Genomic DNA, 16,392 nt, shown 5'->3' with positions numbered 1-16,392 from the left:
TTTCGCGTGCGAAACATTGGGTCAGTCATGCTTACCAGCCTATCCAGCCCGGTTCAGTCTGCGGATTTTTCTTCCAACTCCAGCCACTCTTCTTCAGCAGCAGATAATTTTTCCTGCCGCTCCACCAGCGCATCTGTGGCCTTCTGGAACTTCACCGGTTCACGGGTGAACAGCTCAGGATCAGCCATCAATTGTTGCAGTTTGGCGATCTCTGCTTCCAGCCGTTCGATCTCTCCCGGCAGTGCCTCTAAGCGGTGCTTTTCCTTAAAGCTCAGACCATCCTTGGGCTGCGCCTCCTGCCTGGGTTTAGACTTGGAGACCTTGGTCTTCTCGGCCTTCTCCGCCGCACCTTCTGATGTGGAACGCTGGGCCAGATAGTCGCTCCAGCCACCTGCGTAAGCCGTGGCACCGCCACCACCTTCCATTGCGATTGTGGTGGTCGCAACACGGTCCAGAAAATCCCGGTCGTGGCTCACCAGCAGCACCGTGCCGTCGTAACCGTCCAGCAGCTCCTGCAGCAGATCCAGCGTCTCGACATCCAGATCGTTGGTCGGTTCGTCGAGCACCAACAGGTTGCTTTGACGTGCCATCAGACGCGCCAGCAGCAAACGTGCCTTCTCGCCACCCGATAGTGACCGCACCGGTGCACGGGCCTGTGCTTCGTCAAACAGGAATTCCTTGAGGTAACCCACCACATGTTTTGGCTGCCCCCGCACCATCACCTGATCAGCCTTGCCGGAAATCCCCAACAAGGGATCAGACGTCAGGTTTTCCCAAAGACTGGCATTACCATCCAGCTGATCACGGGTCTGGTCAAACAGTGCCAGCTCCAGATTAGTGCCCAATTGAACCTGCCCCTCATCAGGCTGTTCCAACCCCAGAAGCATCTTCAAAAGCGTCGTCTTACCCGCCCCATTCGGGCCGACAAAAGCCACGCGATCGCCGCGCTGCACCTTCAGCGAAAAATCCCGCACGATGGATTTATCGCCATATGATTTGCTCAGCGACTCGGCCTCGATCACCTTGCGACCCGACTTCGGCCCTGCATCCAGCGCCAATTCCGCTGTGCCTTGCCGTTTGATCTGGCCTGCCCGTTCCGATTTCAGATCCTGCAACGCCCGCACCCGGCCCATATTGCGCTTGCGGCGGGCCGAAATTCCTTCGACAGCCCAACGGCTTTCGGATTTGATTAGCCGATTCAACTTGTGACGCTGCTGATCCTCTTCGTCCCAAATCTTGTCGCGCCAGGCCTCAAAGGCATCAAACCCCTTTTCCTGCCGACGGACCTGCCCCCGGTCGACCCAAAGCGTCGCGCGGGTCAAGGCGCGTAAAAACGCCCGGTCGTGCGAAATCAGCACAAAGGCCGCGCGGGTCGATTTCAACTCATTCTCGAGCCAGGTGATCGCCTCAATATCGAGGTGGTTGGTCGGCTCATCCAGCAGCATCAGGTCGGGCGCTTCGGCCATCAGCTTGGCCAAGGCCGCACGTCGTTTTTCACCACCCGATGCAGTGGCCACCGGACGCGCCGGGTCAAATTTCAGCCCCTCGCCCGCGCGCTCAACCTTGTACATCTCACCCGGATCCAGTTCTGAGGCCGCAAAATCACCAAGTGTGGCAAAACCCGTCATTTGTGGGTCCTGCTCCATATAACCTACGGATTTTCCGGGCGGCACCACCAGTGATCCTGTGTCTGCTTCGACCAGACCAGCCATGATCTTCATCAGGGTGGATTTACCCGATCCGTTGCGGCCGACAAGGGCAACCCGGTCGCCAGGTTGCACCACCAGATCAAGATCCGCGAACACCGGATCGCCCCCAAAAGTGAGGGAGATACCGGACATCTGTAATAGAGGAATACGTGCCATGTGAGCCAGCTAAACCGGGGCGCCGGGCAGGTCAACGGTTGTCAGGCCCCAGCCTCGTCAAAGCCAGCCGCAACGGCCCGCAACAGCCGTTTTCGAGCCGCTGGAATGGATGCGATATCAACGCCGGTAAACAAATGTAGCGTGTTCAGGTCTCGATCAACGACCACATGATCACTGACCCAACCGCCCATCATCAGATAGCTACGCAATAGCGGTGGCATCTCCTGCAGCGCCCGTTTGCTATCAGGCGCGGGCAACTCAAGTGCCGCGAGATGAAGGGTTTCCGCAGCACGCGGTCCAATTGGCTGCCCCACTCCCTGCTCCGGCTTCACCTGATGGCGGGCCCGCAACAGCGACAGGGCATGTAGATACGGTTCGGTTCTGGTGCCTGCAAAGGACGAGCACCCAAACAGCAGCTCAACATCGTGGTGATCGACAAACGCCGTCAACGCGCCCCAAGCCAGCCGCAGAATGTCAGCGTCCTGCCAGTCGGGATGGATACAGAACCGTCCCAACTCAAGCAGCCTTCCCTTGCGAGAATACAAAGAACGTAGATCATACCGTTGCGATGCGTAGCTGTCGGCGAGATGCGCGCCACTTGGCAACAGCAGCAGGCGAAAGCAGCAAACCAGAAATCCAGAGGACCGATCTTCGACCAGCATATGCTGACAACGGCTATCCAGAGCATCGGCATCCAAAGTGCTGCGCCCAAAACACTGGCCCCGCAATTGCTGTGCGCGCTTTAGGTCACCTACCCCACCAGTCTGATCGACGCCATTAATCAGCCGCGCCTGATACCGGCCACGGGACAGAACCGGCAACCCCTCTTCCCCCACTGGGATCGTCGTCGATGGGATCAGTACATTACTCAATGCAGCTCTTCCAACGGGCACCGGCCCAAGCACATCGTTTGACTAACATAGATTGCGTATCAGCCAAATGACGAACCTTCTGGCCACAACAGGTGAAACAGCCCCCGAAAATGACGAAAGCCACCCCGGACTGGGATGGCTTCAGAAACGATGCAGACGGTACTCATGTCCGGCAAGTTATTCGACGAGCCCACCGGGGCTAAAATTGCCAAGGCTGCCCAGAAGCTGGCGCAGGAAAGTCTTGTTCTGCACGTTCGAGCTGGTCACGCGGCGTTGCAAAGGAATCACTCGACCCTGCTCCAGACCGTAGCGTTCGATGCCAGTGACGACGCCCTGATCATTGAAATTGATCGCCACCAATTCACGCGAAACAGGCTTGGTCGCCGACGGTCCGCGACGGCGCATCAGGGTGGAGACGTAGTAAAATCCGCCATCGGTCAAAACGCCCTCAGCGGCCGGTACACCAACGGTTTCAGCCACGCTATCCTTGGTATCAACGCCAACAACGACTTCCGACAACAGCTCTTCGCTGGGAACGTAGCCGTGTTTGCGATACATCGCGCAAGCCCCGACAGAGAGCCCCGCTATCAAGAGTATTGTGACCCTTGTTGCCGCCTTCAGCGACCCTGCGCGTTTGGATGTCATGCTGCTCTCTTGCCCCCCGGCTTGAATACGCCTTGGAACCGGATTACCTAAACCGAGCCTCCGGTTCAAGAAACGAAAGTCCCCCAAATGTCTGAGAGCACCGCTTTTCGGGTCGCTGACCTGCCTCAAAACCGCGCAACATCGTTTGAATTGCGCCCCGATTCTGATGTCCTGAAGGCCTTGGCGCAAGACCTCGGTGTGGATGACCTGCGCAAACTACGCTTTGCCGGAGAGATCCGTGCCTTTGGGAAACGAGACTGGGAATTGGTCGGCGATCTGGGCGCGACCGTGGTGCAGCCTTGTGTGGTCTCGCTTGATCCGGTGACCACCCGCATCGATCAGAAAATCCGCCGCAGCTTTATCGCCGGGATGGTGTATCCTGACGGCGAAGAAGAGGTCGAGATGCCGGAAGATGACACCAGCGAGCCGCTTGGCACTCATATCTCGCCGCAGGAAGTGATGGTTGAGGCGCTGGCGCTAGCGCTGCCGCAATATCCCCGCAAAGAAGGTGTCGTGTTAGGGGAAGCGGTCCATGCCGAACCAGGTATTGTCCCGATGCGGGACGAGGATACCAAGCCTTTTGCTGGGCTTGCAGCCCTGCGCGATCAGCTTGACGGCGGCGGCGAAGACTGAAAAGAGAGCAGCCAGACGATTCCGATTGGTGGTCTTGCGTTGACCGGCTGAAAAAACAGCTTGCGCCGGCGTAAATTCGCAGTATTTTCGCGCGCTCATCGGAATTTTGGTTGGACATCGGCAAGGCTGAAGCCTAAACGCACGGCAGACCGATCGAAACATTGAATGTGAAACGCGCCGCGGGGACAGCCCCAAGGCCCCAAGTGACAAAGGTTGAGACATGGCTGTCCAACAGAACAAAGTATCCAAGTCGCGTCGCAACAACCGCCGCGCGCACGATGCACTGGTTGCTGCAAACCCCAACGAATGCAGCAACTGTGGCGAACTGAAGCGCCCGCACCACGTATGCCCCTCCTGTGGCCACTACGACGAAAAAGAAATCGTAGCAGCAGCTGACGAGATCGACATGGACGAAGACGCGGCATAAGCCGCGTTTGAACCAAACACTGTCAGGCAGGCGTTTTCATGGCGGGTAAACCCGATCAGATTCAGAATAATGCCGGCCGCATAGTTATTTCGGTTGACGCCATGGGCGGAGATGCCGGTCCTGCTGTAGTAGTGGCCGGCATTGCCATGTCTGCAGATAAAAATCCTGACCTTGGGTTTATTTTGCATGGCCCCGAAGATCAGCTGAAACCGCTGGTGGCCAAGAAACGCATCCTCAAAGGACGTGTTGAATTTCGCGATGCGCGGGATGTGGTCACCATGGATGACAAGCCGAGCCAGGTCATGCGGAATGGCAAGGGCACGTCGATGTGGTCCGCATTGGACTCCGTCAAACAGGGCGAGGCCGCCGGTGCGGTCTCCTGCGGCAATACGGGCGCACTGATGGCGCTGTCGATGCTGCGGCTGCGCAAACTGCCCGGTGTAAACCGCCCGGCCATTGCGATTCTGTGGCCATCGCGTAACCCTCAGAGGTTCAATGTCATGTTGGACGTTGGCGCGGATGTACGTGCAGACGCTCAGGATTTGCTGCAATATGCGCTGATGGGCACGTCTTATGTGCGCAACTCAATGGATATCGACTATCCCCGCGTTGGCCTGCTGAATGTTGGCACCGAAGAGCACAAGGGTCATGCCGACCTGAAGGAAGCCTTTGGCCTGATCTCTGATCATGCCGAGAACGGCAACTTCGAATTTGTCGGTTTTGTCGAAGGCAGCGATATTCCTGGTGATACCGCCGATGTGATCGTCACCGACGGCTTCACCGGCAATGTGGCGATCAAGACCGGCGAAGGCACTGCCAGCCTGATGCGTATCACTCTGCGTGAGGCATTTGAATACTCCATTCTGTCCAAGATTGCCGCCCTGCTCGCGATGACGTCGCTCAAGCGGCTGTCCAAGCGATTGGACCCACGTCGGGTTAATGGTGGCGTTTTCTTGGGCCTGAATGGGACCGTGGTAAAATCCCACGGCGGCGCCGATGCCACCGGTGTATCGGCTGCGGTTAAGCTGGCATTCCGGCTCGCCCAGCAAGGGTTTGCAGAAAAACTCGCTGCACGGGTTGCATCCTCTGTGGCGCGTACTCAAGATAAACCAGCGCAAATGGACGAGCCCCAAACCGACCAGGCGCCCACCAATAAAGACTAAAAGGCAGGCAGTAGAATGACGCGACGCGCAGTAATTGTCGGGACCGGGCATCATCTCCCAGAACGCATTGTCGAAAACGCAGAATTCGAAGCCACATTGGATACCACCGACGAATGGATTCGCAGTCGCTCAGGGATTGAGCGTCGCCATTTCGCCGCCGAGGGTGAAACAACCTCGGCAATGGCAACAAAGGCTGCACAAAGTGCACTAACTGACGCTGGTCTTCAGGCGGATGACATTGACGCCATTGTGGTGGCAACGTCGACCGCCGATCTCACCTTCCCCTCTGCCGCAACCATGGTACAGGCTAAACTGGGCATGACTCGTGGGTTTGCCTTTGACGTGCAGGCCGTCTGCGCAGGATTCGTCTATGCGCTGAGCAATGCCAATGCTCTCTTGGCCTCTGGTCAGGCTGATAGGGTTTTGGTGATCGGGGCCGAGACCTTTAGCAAGATCATGGACTGGACTGACCGCTCCACCTGTGTGTTGTTCGGCGATGGCGCTGGCGCGCTGGTTCTGGAAGCGCAGGAAGGCACAGGAACAAGCGATGATCGCGGCATCCTGGCAACAGATCTGAATTCCGACGGGCGTTATAAGGACCTGCTTTACGTCGATGGTGGTGTCTCAACCCAGAACACAGGCCACCTGCGGATGCAGGGCAATCAAGTGTTCCGCCATGCTGTCGAGAAACTGGCCTCAACCGCCAATACTGCACTGGCGCGTGCAGGGTTGTCCGCCGACGACGTAGACTGGATCGTGCCGCATCAGGCCAATATCCGCATCATTCAAGGCACCGCCAAGAAGATGGGGCTGCCAATGGATAAGGTCGTGGTGACGGTTCAGGATCACGGCAATACCTCCGCCGCATCGATCCCGCTGGCCCTGTCCGTTGGCAAATCACGAGGCCAAATCAAACAAGGCGATTTGGTGGTGACAGAGGCAATTGGCGGCGGCTTGGCCTGGGGGTCGGTGGTTCTGCGCTGGTAAGCGGCAAAGCCACGCTCAGAAGGAGCGCCTTTTTACGGGTCGAACTCCCCGATGCAATTCATTGATATTGACAGGGAAATTCCCCCCGCCCTATGCTTTGACAAACAATGGGGATAGTCATGGGCGAAAAAACACTAACACGAATGGATTTGAGTGAAGCAGTATTTCGGGAAGTTGGCCTGTCGCGCAACGAAAGCGCGCAGCTCGTCGAAAGCATGCTTCAGCATATGTCTGACGCCCTGGTCCGTGGCGAGCAGGTCAAAATTTCTTCCTTTGGGACGTTCAGTGTGCGCGACAAATCCGCCCGCGTTGGCCGCAACCCGAAGACCGGCGAAGAGGTGCCCATTCAGCCTCGCCGCGTTTTGACCTTTCGACCATCGCATTTGATGAAGGATCGGGTGGCAGACGGGAACCGTAAATAACGGTCAGCAACCACAGGACACACCACGCGATGTCAAAATCACCAGACGCCTTCCGCACCATCAGCGAAGTAGCGGAGTGGCTGGGGATCCAGGCGCATGTCTTGCGTTTCTGGGAAAGTAAGTTCACCCAGATCAAACCGGTTAAACGCGCAGGCGGACGCCGGTACTATCGTCCTGCCGATGTGAATTTGCTCAGCAGTATCAAAGTGCTACTGCATGACAATGGGATGTCCATCAAGGATGTTCAGGCGCTGTTGCGCGAACATGGTCCCGCCCATGTCGCCGCCATGGGTGGTGGTGCGCCTGCTGAGGTAGACGAGTCTGATTGCATTGATGCAGAGGCCAGCGACGTTGTCTCGGAACCTGCCGCCCAGGATATGCCGCCTGACGACACTCCCGCAGTTGAAGCGTCAAGCCCGGCTGGTCAGCCTTTTGATGAGATATCCGCACCAGCAACTGCTCCGGTCGCGACAGCCGTACCCCCAGGTCCTGTAGGCGTTCCGGTTGCTCCAACAACACCGGATGTTCAGGGTGTCCAGGCCGATGTGCCCCCTCAAGGGCAGGCCGATCTAGCGCAACCCTCGGCCCCACTGCCGCCTGTAACCGCTGCAGCACCTCCGGCAGGCTCCATGCCTTCAGCCACTCCAACAGTAGAAACAACTGCCCCAGCTCCGACTGGGCAATCAAATGCGCCAGTGACTGCACAACCCGCCGCCCCCGCCGGTGACCCAGCAAAAACTGGGATCCATGACGTTGATGTTCCGACTGATGGGACACAGGTTGGCGGAATACAGGTTGGTGAGATACCGGCGGCCGCTCCGCATGTTTCAGACACCGCACCTATTGCAGATGGCTTCCCTGCCGCACAGGAGCCGGTTACCGCTGCGGCTCACCCAACCCCCTCTGCTCCGTTGCACTCGCCTGACCCGTCTAGCTTAGCAGCGCCAGACATGGCTCGGGCAGCCGAGGCTTCTGCCCCAACAGAGGTCACCGATGCCGAGGCGCCATTGTCCTCTGAAACACCTCCGGCTCCCGAATCAATGCTGGCCACCCCGCCGCTTGCATCCCCAGCAGCCGAAGCAGTTGCGCCCACCGACATCGCTGTGACTCCGGAACCCACGGTGGCTCCCGATGTAACGGTGGATTCAGACGTCCTGAAGCAGGATCCGCCTGCTGCGCCACCGGTTGACGCCGCACCAATTGAGGCAGAATCGCTTAGTTCGGCAGCGGAGATCCCAGCCCTTGAGGATGTGTCGTCACCAGAGACCGATGCGCTTGATACTCAAGCGGCGATGCCGTCTGAGCCGCCTCAGCCTCCGGCTGCAACGCAGCCAGAACCTACGAACGTCACACCGGCAGAGATACCTTCGGACGCGGACTTCGCTGTTGCAGACAGCAGCGAGACTCCGTCCGAGGATCTTGCCCCCACCGATTTCTCATCAATTGATGATCCAATCGTCGATCAATCGGCGTCGCAATCCAATTTGGACGCGGAACCTCCTTTTGTGCCAGCGGACGGCCCGTCGGTCAGTGCGCAACAAGCGGTGCCCGTGACCCCAGAGCCTGACCTGCCAGCGGAGACCGACCAGTCATTGGATAATCCAGCGGCAGAAGCTGCAACGCCGATACCCGAAACCGGACAGGAGACAGGCCATAGGACCGGACTGCCGGAACAGGCAGATCTCTGGGAAGCCGCGACTGATACGCCGGAAATAGCGCCTGATGCGGCGACGGGCTACTCTGATCCGTCCCCAACAGCGGATCTGTCTCCTGGCTCTCTTGACGATGTCCCACCTATCACATCGGCCGAACCAATTGTCTCGCCTGATGAAGTAGATGAGGCGATCGAGGCCACGTCCGGACCTACTGGCGAACAAATGCCAGATGCCCCACTGGCCGGAGAACCACTGGCAGGAGAACCACCTGCAGAGATGGCGGCGGAGGCTGAAGATCAGAACGCCTCTCCATGGATGGATGAAACGGATGACGGTGGTGCGTCACTGGAAACTGCCGACGCGCCCATAGCCGAGCCCATGTTGGCGGATGCACCCACGTTGCTACAGGGCGCCTCAGTCACGGAACAGGTCGCTGTTGCTGAAGACGCTATGAAAGAGGCACCGGCCCTTGACCTCGAGATACCTGCAGATACAGCGGAGGCCCTGCACCAGGAGATCGCTCCCGCCGAAGCTACAATCATTGATCAACAGGCAGAAAGCCCGGCTCCAGTGGTTGCGACGCTGGACGGTGAGGCTGCGTCAGCGCATGCTGAGATTGCGCAGGGCGACGCGCCCCTGAATGTTCCGGATGACGCTGCAGAGATCACCACAGATCTTGATACCGCGCCTGATACCACGCTTCTCTCAGATGTGCCTCCTATGTCCCCGGAGGACACAGTTTTAGACGCGGAGCCTGAACTGCCCGCGACCGTTGAGACGGAGTTACCGGAATTCGCACCTGACGTTGAAAATGCTCCAAGCGATCTGCTATCCGATGATACGCCTGAGCCTATCGTTGACAATGATGAAGCCTCGTTGCCCGATGATGCAGCGCTTGCTATTGATAGCACTGTGGACGCCTCGATCGACCTTGCGGAGGTGTCCGACCCGCTTGACCAGCCAGAACCCGATGTCGGAGAAGAGACCGTTGCGGATGTTGGCACAGTTAAAGAGCAGCTGAGTGAGCCGCCGCTGAATGGGTCAGTCGTTAGTGATCCGGTGGTGGGTTCACCCTCAGTTGATGAAGGCCTACTGGACACGCCCATGCAGGACGATAGCGCCCTGCAGGACGCTGAGTTTACGGCGCCAAACCCTGCCCCGGAGATCGAGGCCGGGCCTGAACTTAAACCCGAACCTGAACCTGAACCTGAACGGGCAAGCCTGGATACGGCGACGCCTGTCGATACGATCCTGCCAGAGGTCACGCAGGAGTTATCAGCTGAACTGCCTACCGAGCCTGAGACCCCTGCGCCTGAGGTGCCTGAGACTGCTGAGTTATCGGATCTGACCGAGCTGTCCGGCCCCACCGAAATCGCAGCGCCTTCTGAACTGGCCGCACCCGCAGAGCTAGCCGAAGCTGCCGAATTGGCACAGGCGACAACACATGCCGAGGCCCTGACACCACAAGACAGCTTTGATGCCCAAGAGCCACTGGAACCGGCGTTGCCAGAGGCCGCAGGATTGTCAGACATGCCGGAAAACAGCGAGGTGGTGGTTGAACCAACGGAGACTGCGCCGGAGTTGGATCAGCCGGACATCATTGGCTCGCCTGAGTTGGTTGAGCCCGGGCTGGTAGCGCCTGCGGTGACGGACCCAGAGTTGGCCGCACCCGAGCCAGCCGAGACTGTTTTGGCTGAACCAGAGATGGCCGAACCAGAACTCGTTGAGCCCGAACTGATAGAGCCTGGCCTGGTTGAAACAAACATGCCGGAGCCTGAGACGGCTGATGTCCCCGCTCCTGTAGCGCTGCCATTGGTGATTGATATTCCCGATGAGGCTGAGCAACTGCCATCACAGCGCGCGACGAGCCTGCTTTCGCAATTGGTGGGTGTCACGGCCTTGCCTACGGATCAAATGGTGCAGGCGCGGGCCTGTGCCGAGGCGTTGCGAGGGCGCGGCGGAGCTACCTAGAAACTTGTTGAAGCAGCGAAATAATCTGGTTTTTTCGCTTGCTCCTGCCGGAAAAAAGGGTAGAAACCAGCGCAACGGGCTATAGCGCAGCCTGGTAGCGCGTCCGTCTGGGGGACGGAAGGTCGCAGGTTCGAGTCCTGCTAGCCCGACCAAAATACCTCGCCTCGCAAGGGGCTTAAAAATGCCCGCCCCGCCTTGGGGTGGGCGTTTTTGTATCTGCATTACGGGACGTTGGGAGAACCGGGATGACGTCAGAAACACGGACAGACGAAGATTTGGCACAGGGCGTGCTGTCGGATCGGCAAATACGGCAGATGATCACCGAAGGCGCGATTGCGGCCTCTTCTCCGATCCTGCACGACCAGATCCAGCCAGCCAGTCTTGATCTGCGGTTAAGCGACCGCGCCTATCGTGTCCGCGCGTCCTTCCTGCCCGGGCTTGGCCGCACCGTAACGGAGCGGTTGGATGATCTGACCATGCATCAGGTCGCACTCACCGGTGGCGCTGTGCTTGAAAAAGGCTGCGTCTATGTGGTGCCATTGATCGAGCGCATTTGCCTGCCAGATGGCATGACCGCCGCCGCCAGTGCAAAATCATCCATCGGCCGATTGGATGTGATGACGAGGGTGATCACCGATCACGGCGTGGAATTTGACCGGGTGCCCGATGGCTATGACGGGCCGCTTTATGCCGAGATCTGCCCGCAGAGTTTCTCGGTTGTCGTGCAGCCCGGACAGCTGCTAACGCAGATCATATTCCGTCAGGGGCGGACATTTCTAAACGATGCAGATCTGCGGGCCGTACATGAGGCCACGCCAATTGTATCAGGTGATCCGGTCATATCAGACGGTCTGGGGTTTTCCGTCGACCTGCGGCCTGCACATGGTGATCTGGTAGGCTACCGCGCCAAGCATCATACCGGCGTCGTTGATCTGTCGAAACTTACCCACTACGACCCGGCCGACTATTGGGAAGAGGTGCGCACAACCAAAGGGCAGATCATTCTGGACCCTGGCGCGTTCTACATTCTTGTCAGCCGCGAAGCGATTGCGATCCCGCCGCAATATGCTGCCGAAATGGCCCCTTATCTGGCGATGGTGGGCGAATTCAGGGTGCATTACGCGGGCTTTTTCGATCCCGGTTTCGGCTATGCGGCAGCGGGTGGTGCCGGGTCACGCGGAGTGCTGGAAGTTCGCTGCCACGATGCACCCTTTGTGTTGGAGCACGGGCAGGTCGTGGGGCGTCTTGTCTATGAGCGGATGTCAGAGGTTCCGGAGCAGCTCTATGGCGCAGATATTGCATCGAACTATCAGGGTCAGGGGCTGAAGCTGTCCAAGCACTTCAAACCTGCAAACAAAAGCTGATCTTTAACGTCTAGAAGCGCGGCGGTCGGCTGTTGCGGCGCATCAGACGCGCCTTTTGATCTGTTGCATTGTCCTGTGATACCGGGCGGGCGTCGTTCTCAGCCGCCTGCCCCTTGCTACGTTTGGACACGGCCTTGATACCGGCACTAACACCTGCATTGACCGCACGGCCCACAAGTCGGCGCATGATCATACGCAAGATCTGTTCGATACCCATAGTGCTTGTCTCCCCTGCTGACGCGCCAGTTGCACGCAATTGCCGTTGGTCTGCCAGCAAGATACCCTAGATTTGCGGCCCTTTTGGGGCGGTATCATCTACGCTCAATCACCGAACAGTTCTGGTTGCTCCTCGACCTCATCCGTGTCGCGTCCACCGATTGGCAAGCTGCCGGGTGGAGGCCGGTTCTCCAGAAGACCTGCTGCACGCAGTTCCTTGAGGCCGGGCAGATCACGCGCACTTTCCAGTCCAAAGTGATCAAGAAACACAGGCGTCACCACAAAGGTCACGGGACGGCCCGGTGTCATCTTGCGACGGCCAAGGCGGATCCAGTCCATCTCCAGTAGCTGATCAATGGTACCGCGCGATACAGACACACCGCGGACCTCTTCGATCTCGGCACGGGTCACAGGCTGATGGTAGGCGATGATGGCAAGAGTTTCGATGGCAGCGCGCGATAGCTTGCGGGTTTCCACCGTCTCCTTCTGCATCAGGAAGCCAAGATCCGCCGCCGTTCGCAGCGCCCAGGCATCACCAACACGCACGATATGCACGCCGCGCCCATCATACCGTTTTCGCAATAGCTCCAACGCGGTGCCCGGCTCACAGCCATGCGGCATCCGGGCCTCCAGATCGCGAACCGTCACCGGTTCGGTGCTGGCAAACAAAACCGCCTCCACCATGCGTTCCTGTTCGGCCATAGGAGGCGCATCAAAAAGGCTTTCAGTATCAGGGCCTTGGGTTTGTCCGGATATATCGCCGGAGGTCAGGCTGGGGTCGTCCATCAGGTGTCCTTGTCACGAATGCGCAACTGAATGGGCGCATAGGTCTCGCTCTGGCGCAGCTCCAGACGGCCCTCTTTCACCAGTTGCAGCGAGGCGGCAAAGGTGGAGGCCGTGGCGGAGCGGCGTTTCATAGGGTCGGAATGCCACCCATCGGGCAGGTAGGTGATCATATCAGTCCAACTGCCGGTATAGCCGATCAGATGGCGCATCCGTTCTAGCGCCTCCTCCATGGTAAAGATCGCCTCGCGGTCCAGCACGAAGGGCCGGAAATCATCACGGGTACGGATCCGGGCATAGGCCTGCATCAGGTCGAGGAGGTTGGCGGAATAGCTGACAGTGCGGATGCGGGTTACATCCTCGCTTTGGCCGCGCGCGAAAAAGTTGCGCCCCAGTTGATCACGCCCCATCAGGCGTGCCGCGCTGTCGCGCATGGCCTGAAGCCGCTCCAGCTGGAAGGCCAGATGTGCCGCGAGTTCTTCACCGGATGGGCCTTCTTCGGTGGGATCAGGTGGCAGCAGAAGGCGGGATTTCAGATAGGCCAGCCAAGCCGCCATGACCAGATAATCGGCCGCTAGCTCAATACGCAGCTCATGGGCGCGTTCAACAAAGGAGAGATACTGGCGCGCCAGCTCAAGCACCGAAATGCGGCGCAGATCCACCTTTTGTGTGCGCGACAGCGACAAGAGCACATCAAGCGGGCCCTCGTATCCGTCGACATCCACGATCAATGCTTCGGCCGCTAGCCGCTCCTCGACGCTGGCCGCGTCGTCGTCAAACAAAGTGTCAGCCATATACCTGTCCGCCCATGAGGGCTGATAGTTCGGCCTCAGCCGCGGTTATGTCAAGCGGGGCGGGGTTTCGGCGTGCTGCCTCAGCCCGCTCTGCACGGGCCTGCGCGGTAGCGGTCATCTCGCCTGCGGCCTCGGCCACGGCGGTGCGTTCATCCAGGGGCGCGTTGCAGAACAACACAACATCGCAGCCCGCCGCCAGCGTATCGCAGGCGATGCCCTGCGGTGTACCGCTGAGAGCTTTCATCGAGATATCGTCACTCATGATCAGCCCATCAAAGCCGATATCAGAGCGGATCATCTGCATCACGCGAGGGGAAAGTGTCGCGGGCTGCGTATCCAGCGCCTCATAGACCAGATGAGCCGTCATCCCCATCGGCAGGTGGTTAAGCGCGGCAAAGGCTGCGAAATCCTCGCGCGCCAGATCCGCCAGCGGGGCCGTGATGCATGGCAAGTCTTTGTGGCTGTCGAGATTGGCACGACCATGACCGGGGATATGTTTGACAACCGGAACCACGCCGCCATCCAGCAGGCCTTCGGCAGTGGCGCGCGCGCGGGTGACCACGGTGGACAGATCCGTACCGTAGCATCGGTTATGTAGGAACGCGTGGGTCTCGGGGCCGGCCAAATCCGCTAGCGGTGCGCAATTGCTGTCAACACCGACGGAGCGCAGCTCGTCTGCAATCAATCGTGCACGGAGATACATCGCCCGGTTTGCACTCTCTCCGGCTGCCATGGCGTGATCCAACGCAGGCCGCCACTGGCGCGCGAGTGGTGGACGCAGGCGTTGCACGCGGCCACCTTCCTGATCGATGGTGATCAGACAGTTGCGCCCAACAGACTCTCGCAGCTCATCACACAGAGCGCGGGTCTGGTCTGCACTATCGATATTGCGGGCAAACAAGATAAAGCCAAAAGGGTTGGTACGGGCAAACAGCGCCTTCTCGTCGGCACTGAGGCGCAGGCCCTCGGCATCTAGAATTGTGGCTCCGTAACGCATTGTGATCCTCTTGTGCTCAAGGGCTGATATACCAGTGTCGGCGTGGGCGCCATGGCCGGTTCGCTCAAACTGGCGGCAGTTTTCCTAATGTTAAACGACAAACGCCCGGACTAGCCGGGCGCAGATCTGTCGAGATACAAGCCACAACCTAGCGCGTGGTAACCGGTATGCAGTCAGCGCTGCCCGCGACCAAAGCAGAGCAGAAGCGGCGCGCATCTGAAAGATCCGCAAATCCCATTGCGCGCAGACGATAGAAGGTGCGACCGCCGCTTTCGGCCCGTTGGATCACGCGTTTCTTGCCTTCCAGATAGTCAGCAAACCGTCCGTGGATACGATCCCATTCAGCACGCGCAACCTCGGCGCTTTCATAGGCTCCGAGTTGCGCCAGACGTGTGCCAGCGGGCAGGCTGTCGGGAGAGACATCCTGTGTCGACTCTGCACCCGACGGTGCCGGTGCGCTACGGGTAGGAGAAAAACGAGCAGGCCTTGCAGCGGGGCGCAGAGAAACGCGCACGCCAGGGGCACTACGTAGTGCAGCATTTGGTGTGGGCGCGACAGCAGCCACGCTGACCGGTTGCAATGCTTCGGGCTGGACGATAGCAGGAGCCGCGGCAGAGGCCGACAATTGTTCGGCGCTATTCAGCGCATCCTGCCCCAATGGGGTGACGCCATCGGTCAGTTCTGCGACCAACGAGTCGATGTCGCCGGTCTGATAAGCTGCCACAGCCTCGCTGGAAAGATCACGCGAACCGGTCAGCGTGCCCCCGTCGGATGTACCTGCATTGGCTTGCGATCCGGTCTCGAGCGATGCCTGCATTGGCTGATCGTCGTCAGTCAGCTCCACATCTTCGGGCGCGAGTGTAAGCCGGTCAGCCGGGCTTTCGACGTTGCCATTCGCAGCGACTGCATTAACCGACAGCCCTTGGTGGTCCGCAGGCTGCCCGCCGGGATTCTCAGGCTGCACACGCAAAGGGCCTTCGACGGCACGTACGACAGGAACGCCGCTGACGTCGCGGGAAATCAACTGATAGCCCCAAAGCCCGATGCCCGCGACAAGCGCAAGAGACGCCACTGCACCAAGGGCGCTGAACGCCTTACTCAGCCCGGCGCGGCCAGCACCTGCCGGTTCGGGGGCGAAGCCATATTCATCATAGCGGTAGCCCTGAGCGGTGCCAGGGCCACTATATGCATCCTCAGCCGTGTCGTCATAGGATGGCGCGGCCGACTGATAAGGATTGTAGGATTGTGCCTGCGGCTGGTGCTGTTGCTGGGCAAAATACCCGCCGCCCTGAGCCTGCTGTGGCGGTGCCGACAAAGGTTTGGCCACCGGCGGAGTCTGCGCATCATGTCCAAAGGGGTGTTTCGGCTGCGGATAGGGCGACTGGGCGATCGGATCGCGCAGATGTTCATCGGCAAAGGATGTGTCCTGCCGAAAACCCTTCGATTCTGTCGCGGGGTCCGAAGAACGGTCCCCTCCATTGGAATACGACTGGCCGTGACCTGCCTGCGTAAAATACGCCATTTCCGCCTCACTGCCCGAAAACGACGCGTGAAGCGTCGTTCGGGTTTCTACTTGATGATCTGCCTCGATCCGGCGG

General features: G+C 59.1%; 15 protein-coding genes and 1 tRNA gene. 8 read left to right on the top strand and 8 right to left on the bottom strand.

From position 1 onward, the window contains the following. Window positions 1–53: 53 nt before the first annotated feature. From ACEWZM_RS15935 to ACEWZM_RS15925, 3 genes are all read right to left on the bottom strand, one after another. On the bottom strand, window positions 54–1,865 hold the full coding sequence (locus tag ACEWZM_RS15935; RefSeq protein WP_462047607.1) for an ABC-F family ATP-binding cassette domain-containing protein: 1,812 nt from the start codon (window positions 1,863–1,865) through the stop codon (window positions 54–56). Window positions 1,866–1,906: 41 nt separating this feature from the next. Then, window positions 1,907–2,737 carry a GNAT family N-acetyltransferase gene (locus ACEWZM_RS15930; RefSeq protein WP_414007371.1) on the bottom strand — a complete coding sequence of 277 codons (831 nt, stop codon included), beginning with the start codon at window positions 2,735–2,737 and terminating at the stop codon, window positions 1,907–1,909. Window positions 2,738–2,914: 177 nt separating this feature from the next. Continuing rightward, entirely contained in the window at window positions 2,915–3,382 is a 468-nt protein-coding gene (locus tag ACEWZM_RS15925; RefSeq protein ID WP_414007370.1) for an outer membrane protein assembly factor BamE, read from the bottom strand. Between the two features lie 87 nt (window positions 3,383–3,469). On the opposite strand from ACEWZM_RS15925, the gene ACEWZM_RS15920 reads away from it, so the two are divergent. The 8 genes from ACEWZM_RS15920 (at window position 3,470) to ACEWZM_RS15885 (ending at window position 12,004) form a co-directional block, all read left to right on the top strand. Next, the gene (locus ACEWZM_RS15920; RefSeq protein ID WP_414007369.1) at window positions 3,470–4,015 is read left to right on the top strand and encodes a YceD family protein; all 546 of its coding nucleotides are present in this window, start codon (window positions 3,470–3,472) and stop codon (window positions 4,013–4,015) included. Between the two features lie 220 nt (window positions 4,016–4,235). Beyond that, complete coding sequence (gene rpmF, locus ACEWZM_RS15915; protein ID WP_414007368.1) at window positions 4,236–4,442, top strand: 50S ribosomal protein L32; 207 nt, start codon at window positions 4,236–4,238, stop codon at window positions 4,440–4,442. Between the two features lie 38 nt (window positions 4,443–4,480). After that, the gene (plsX, locus tag ACEWZM_RS15910; RefSeq protein ID WP_414007367.1) at window positions 4,481–5,605 is read left to right on the top strand and encodes a phosphate acyltransferase PlsX; all 1,125 of its coding nucleotides are present in this window, start codon (window positions 4,481–4,483) and stop codon (window positions 5,603–5,605) included. A 15-nt stretch (window positions 5,606–5,620) separates the two neighbouring features. Next, window positions 5,621–6,592, top strand: coding sequence for a beta-ketoacyl-ACP synthase III (locus ACEWZM_RS15905; protein ID WP_414007366.1), 972 nt, complete (start codon window positions 5,621–5,623; stop codon window positions 6,590–6,592). Window positions 6,593–6,711: 119 nt separating this feature from the next. Further along, window positions 6,712–7,014, top strand: coding sequence for an integration host factor subunit alpha (gene ihfA / locus ACEWZM_RS15900; RefSeq protein WP_008207184.1), 303 nt, complete (start codon window positions 6,712–6,714; stop codon window positions 7,012–7,014). 29 nt (window positions 7,015–7,043) lie between these two features. After that, window positions 7,044–10,640, top strand: a complete 3,597-nt coding sequence (locus ACEWZM_RS15895; RefSeq protein WP_414007365.1) for a MerR family transcriptional regulator — start codon at window positions 7,044–7,046, stop codon at window positions 10,638–10,640. A 75-nt stretch (window positions 10,641–10,715) separates the two neighbouring features. Continuing rightward, window positions 10,716–10,792, top strand: a tRNA-Pro gene (locus ACEWZM_RS15890). A gap of 93 nt (window positions 10,793–10,885) precedes the next feature. After that, window positions 10,886–12,004, top strand: coding sequence for a 2'-deoxycytidine 5'-triphosphate deaminase (locus ACEWZM_RS15885; protein ID WP_414007364.1), 1,119 nt, complete (start codon window positions 10,886–10,888; stop codon window positions 12,002–12,004). A 10-nt stretch (window positions 12,005–12,014) separates the two neighbouring features. On the opposite strand, the gene ACEWZM_RS15880 is transcribed toward ACEWZM_RS15885, so the two are convergent. The 5 genes from ACEWZM_RS15880 to ACEWZM_RS15860 all read right to left on the bottom strand — a co-directional run bounded on the left by ACEWZM_RS15880 (window position 12,015) and on the right by ACEWZM_RS15860 (window position 16,316). Then, complete coding sequence (locus ACEWZM_RS15880) at window positions 12,015–12,221, bottom strand: hypothetical protein (RefSeq protein WP_414007363.1); 207 nt, start codon at window positions 12,219–12,221, stop codon at window positions 12,015–12,017. Window positions 12,222–12,325: 104 nt separating this feature from the next. Beyond that, window positions 12,326–13,006: an SMC-Scp complex subunit ScpB gene (scpB, locus tag ACEWZM_RS15875; RefSeq protein WP_414007362.1), complete on the bottom strand. Its 681-nt coding sequence runs from the start codon at window positions 13,004–13,006 to the stop codon at window positions 12,326–12,328. Next, window positions 13,006–13,797, bottom strand: a complete 792-nt coding sequence (locus ACEWZM_RS15870) for a segregation and condensation protein A (RefSeq protein ID WP_414007361.1) — start codon at window positions 13,795–13,797, stop codon at window positions 13,006–13,008. Before ACEWZM_RS15870 ends, scpB begins: the two co-directional genes overlap by 1 nt. Continuing rightward, entirely contained in the window at window positions 13,790–14,794 is a 1,005-nt protein-coding gene (gene nagZ / locus ACEWZM_RS15865; protein ID WP_414007360.1) for a beta-N-acetylhexosaminidase, read from the bottom strand. Before nagZ ends, ACEWZM_RS15870 begins: the two co-directional genes overlap by 8 nt. Before the next feature lie 148 nt (window positions 14,795–14,942). Beyond that, window positions 14,943–16,316, bottom strand: coding sequence for an SPOR domain-containing protein (locus tag ACEWZM_RS15860; protein ID WP_414007359.1), 1,374 nt, complete (start codon window positions 16,314–16,316; stop codon window positions 14,943–14,945). Window positions 16,317–16,392 lie beyond the last annotated feature (76 nt).

The sequence above is a fragment of the Phaeobacter cretensis genome (genome assembly GCF_047372505.1).
GTDB classification, from domain to species: Bacteria; Pseudomonadota; Alphaproteobacteria; order Rhodobacterales; family Rhodobacteraceae; genus Phaeobacter; species Phaeobacter cretensis.
The sequence above is the reverse complement of the archived record's forward strand: the minus strand, read 5'-3'. Positions and strand labels throughout refer to the sequence as shown.

What these genes read in the sequence shown, in the direction of transcription:
- ACEWZM_RS15880 (WP_414007363.1), bottom strand. Translation starts at nt 12,221, where the DNA reads ATGGGTATCGAACAGATCTTGCGTATGATCATGCGCCGACTTGTGGGC.
- scpB (WP_414007362.1), bottom strand. Translation starts at nt 13,006, where the DNA reads ATGGACGACCCCAGCCTGACCTCCGGCGATATATCCGGACAAACCCAA.
- ACEWZM_RS15905 (WP_414007366.1), top strand. Translation starts at nt 5,621, where the DNA reads ATGACGCGACGCGCAGTAATTGTCGGGACCGGGCATCATCTCCCAGAA.
- ACEWZM_RS15920 (WP_414007369.1), top strand. Translation starts at nt 3,470, where the DNA reads ATGTCTGAGAGCACCGCTTTTCGGGTCGCTGACCTGCCTCAAAACCGC.
- nagZ (WP_414007360.1), bottom strand. Translation starts at nt 14,794, where the DNA reads ATGCGTTACGGAGCCACAATTCTAGATGCCGAGGGCCTGCGCCTCAGT.
- rpmF (WP_414007368.1), top strand. Translation starts at nt 4,236, where the DNA reads ATGGCTGTCCAACAGAACAAAGTATCCAAGTCGCGTCGCAACAACCGC.
- ACEWZM_RS15925 (WP_414007370.1), bottom strand. Translation starts at nt 3,382, where the DNA reads ATGACATCCAAACGCGCAGGGTCGCTGAAGGCGGCAACAAGGGTCACA.
- plsX (WP_414007367.1), top strand. Translation starts at nt 4,481, where the DNA reads ATGGCGGGTAAACCCGATCAGATTCAGAATAATGCCGGCCGCATAGTT.
- ihfA (WP_008207184.1), top strand. Translation starts at nt 6,712, where the DNA reads ATGGGCGAAAAAACACTAACACGAATGGATTTGAGTGAAGCAGTATTT.
- ACEWZM_RS15935 (WP_462047607.1), bottom strand. Translation starts at nt 1,865, where the DNA reads ATGGCACGTATTCCTCTATTACAGATGTCCGGTATCTCCCTCACTTTT.
- ACEWZM_RS15860 (WP_414007359.1), bottom strand. Translation starts at nt 16,316, where the DNA reads ATGGCGTATTTTACGCAGGCAGGTCACGGCCAGTCGTATTCCAATGGA.
- ACEWZM_RS15895 (WP_414007365.1), top strand. Translation starts at nt 7,044, where the DNA reads ATGTCAAAATCACCAGACGCCTTCCGCACCATCAGCGAAGTAGCGGAG.
- ACEWZM_RS15885 (WP_414007364.1), top strand. Translation starts at nt 10,886, where the DNA reads ATGACGTCAGAAACACGGACAGACGAAGATTTGGCACAGGGCGTGCTG.
- ACEWZM_RS15870 (WP_414007361.1), bottom strand. Translation starts at nt 13,797, where the DNA reads ATGGCTGACACTTTGTTTGACGACGACGCGGCCAGCGTCGAGGAGCGG.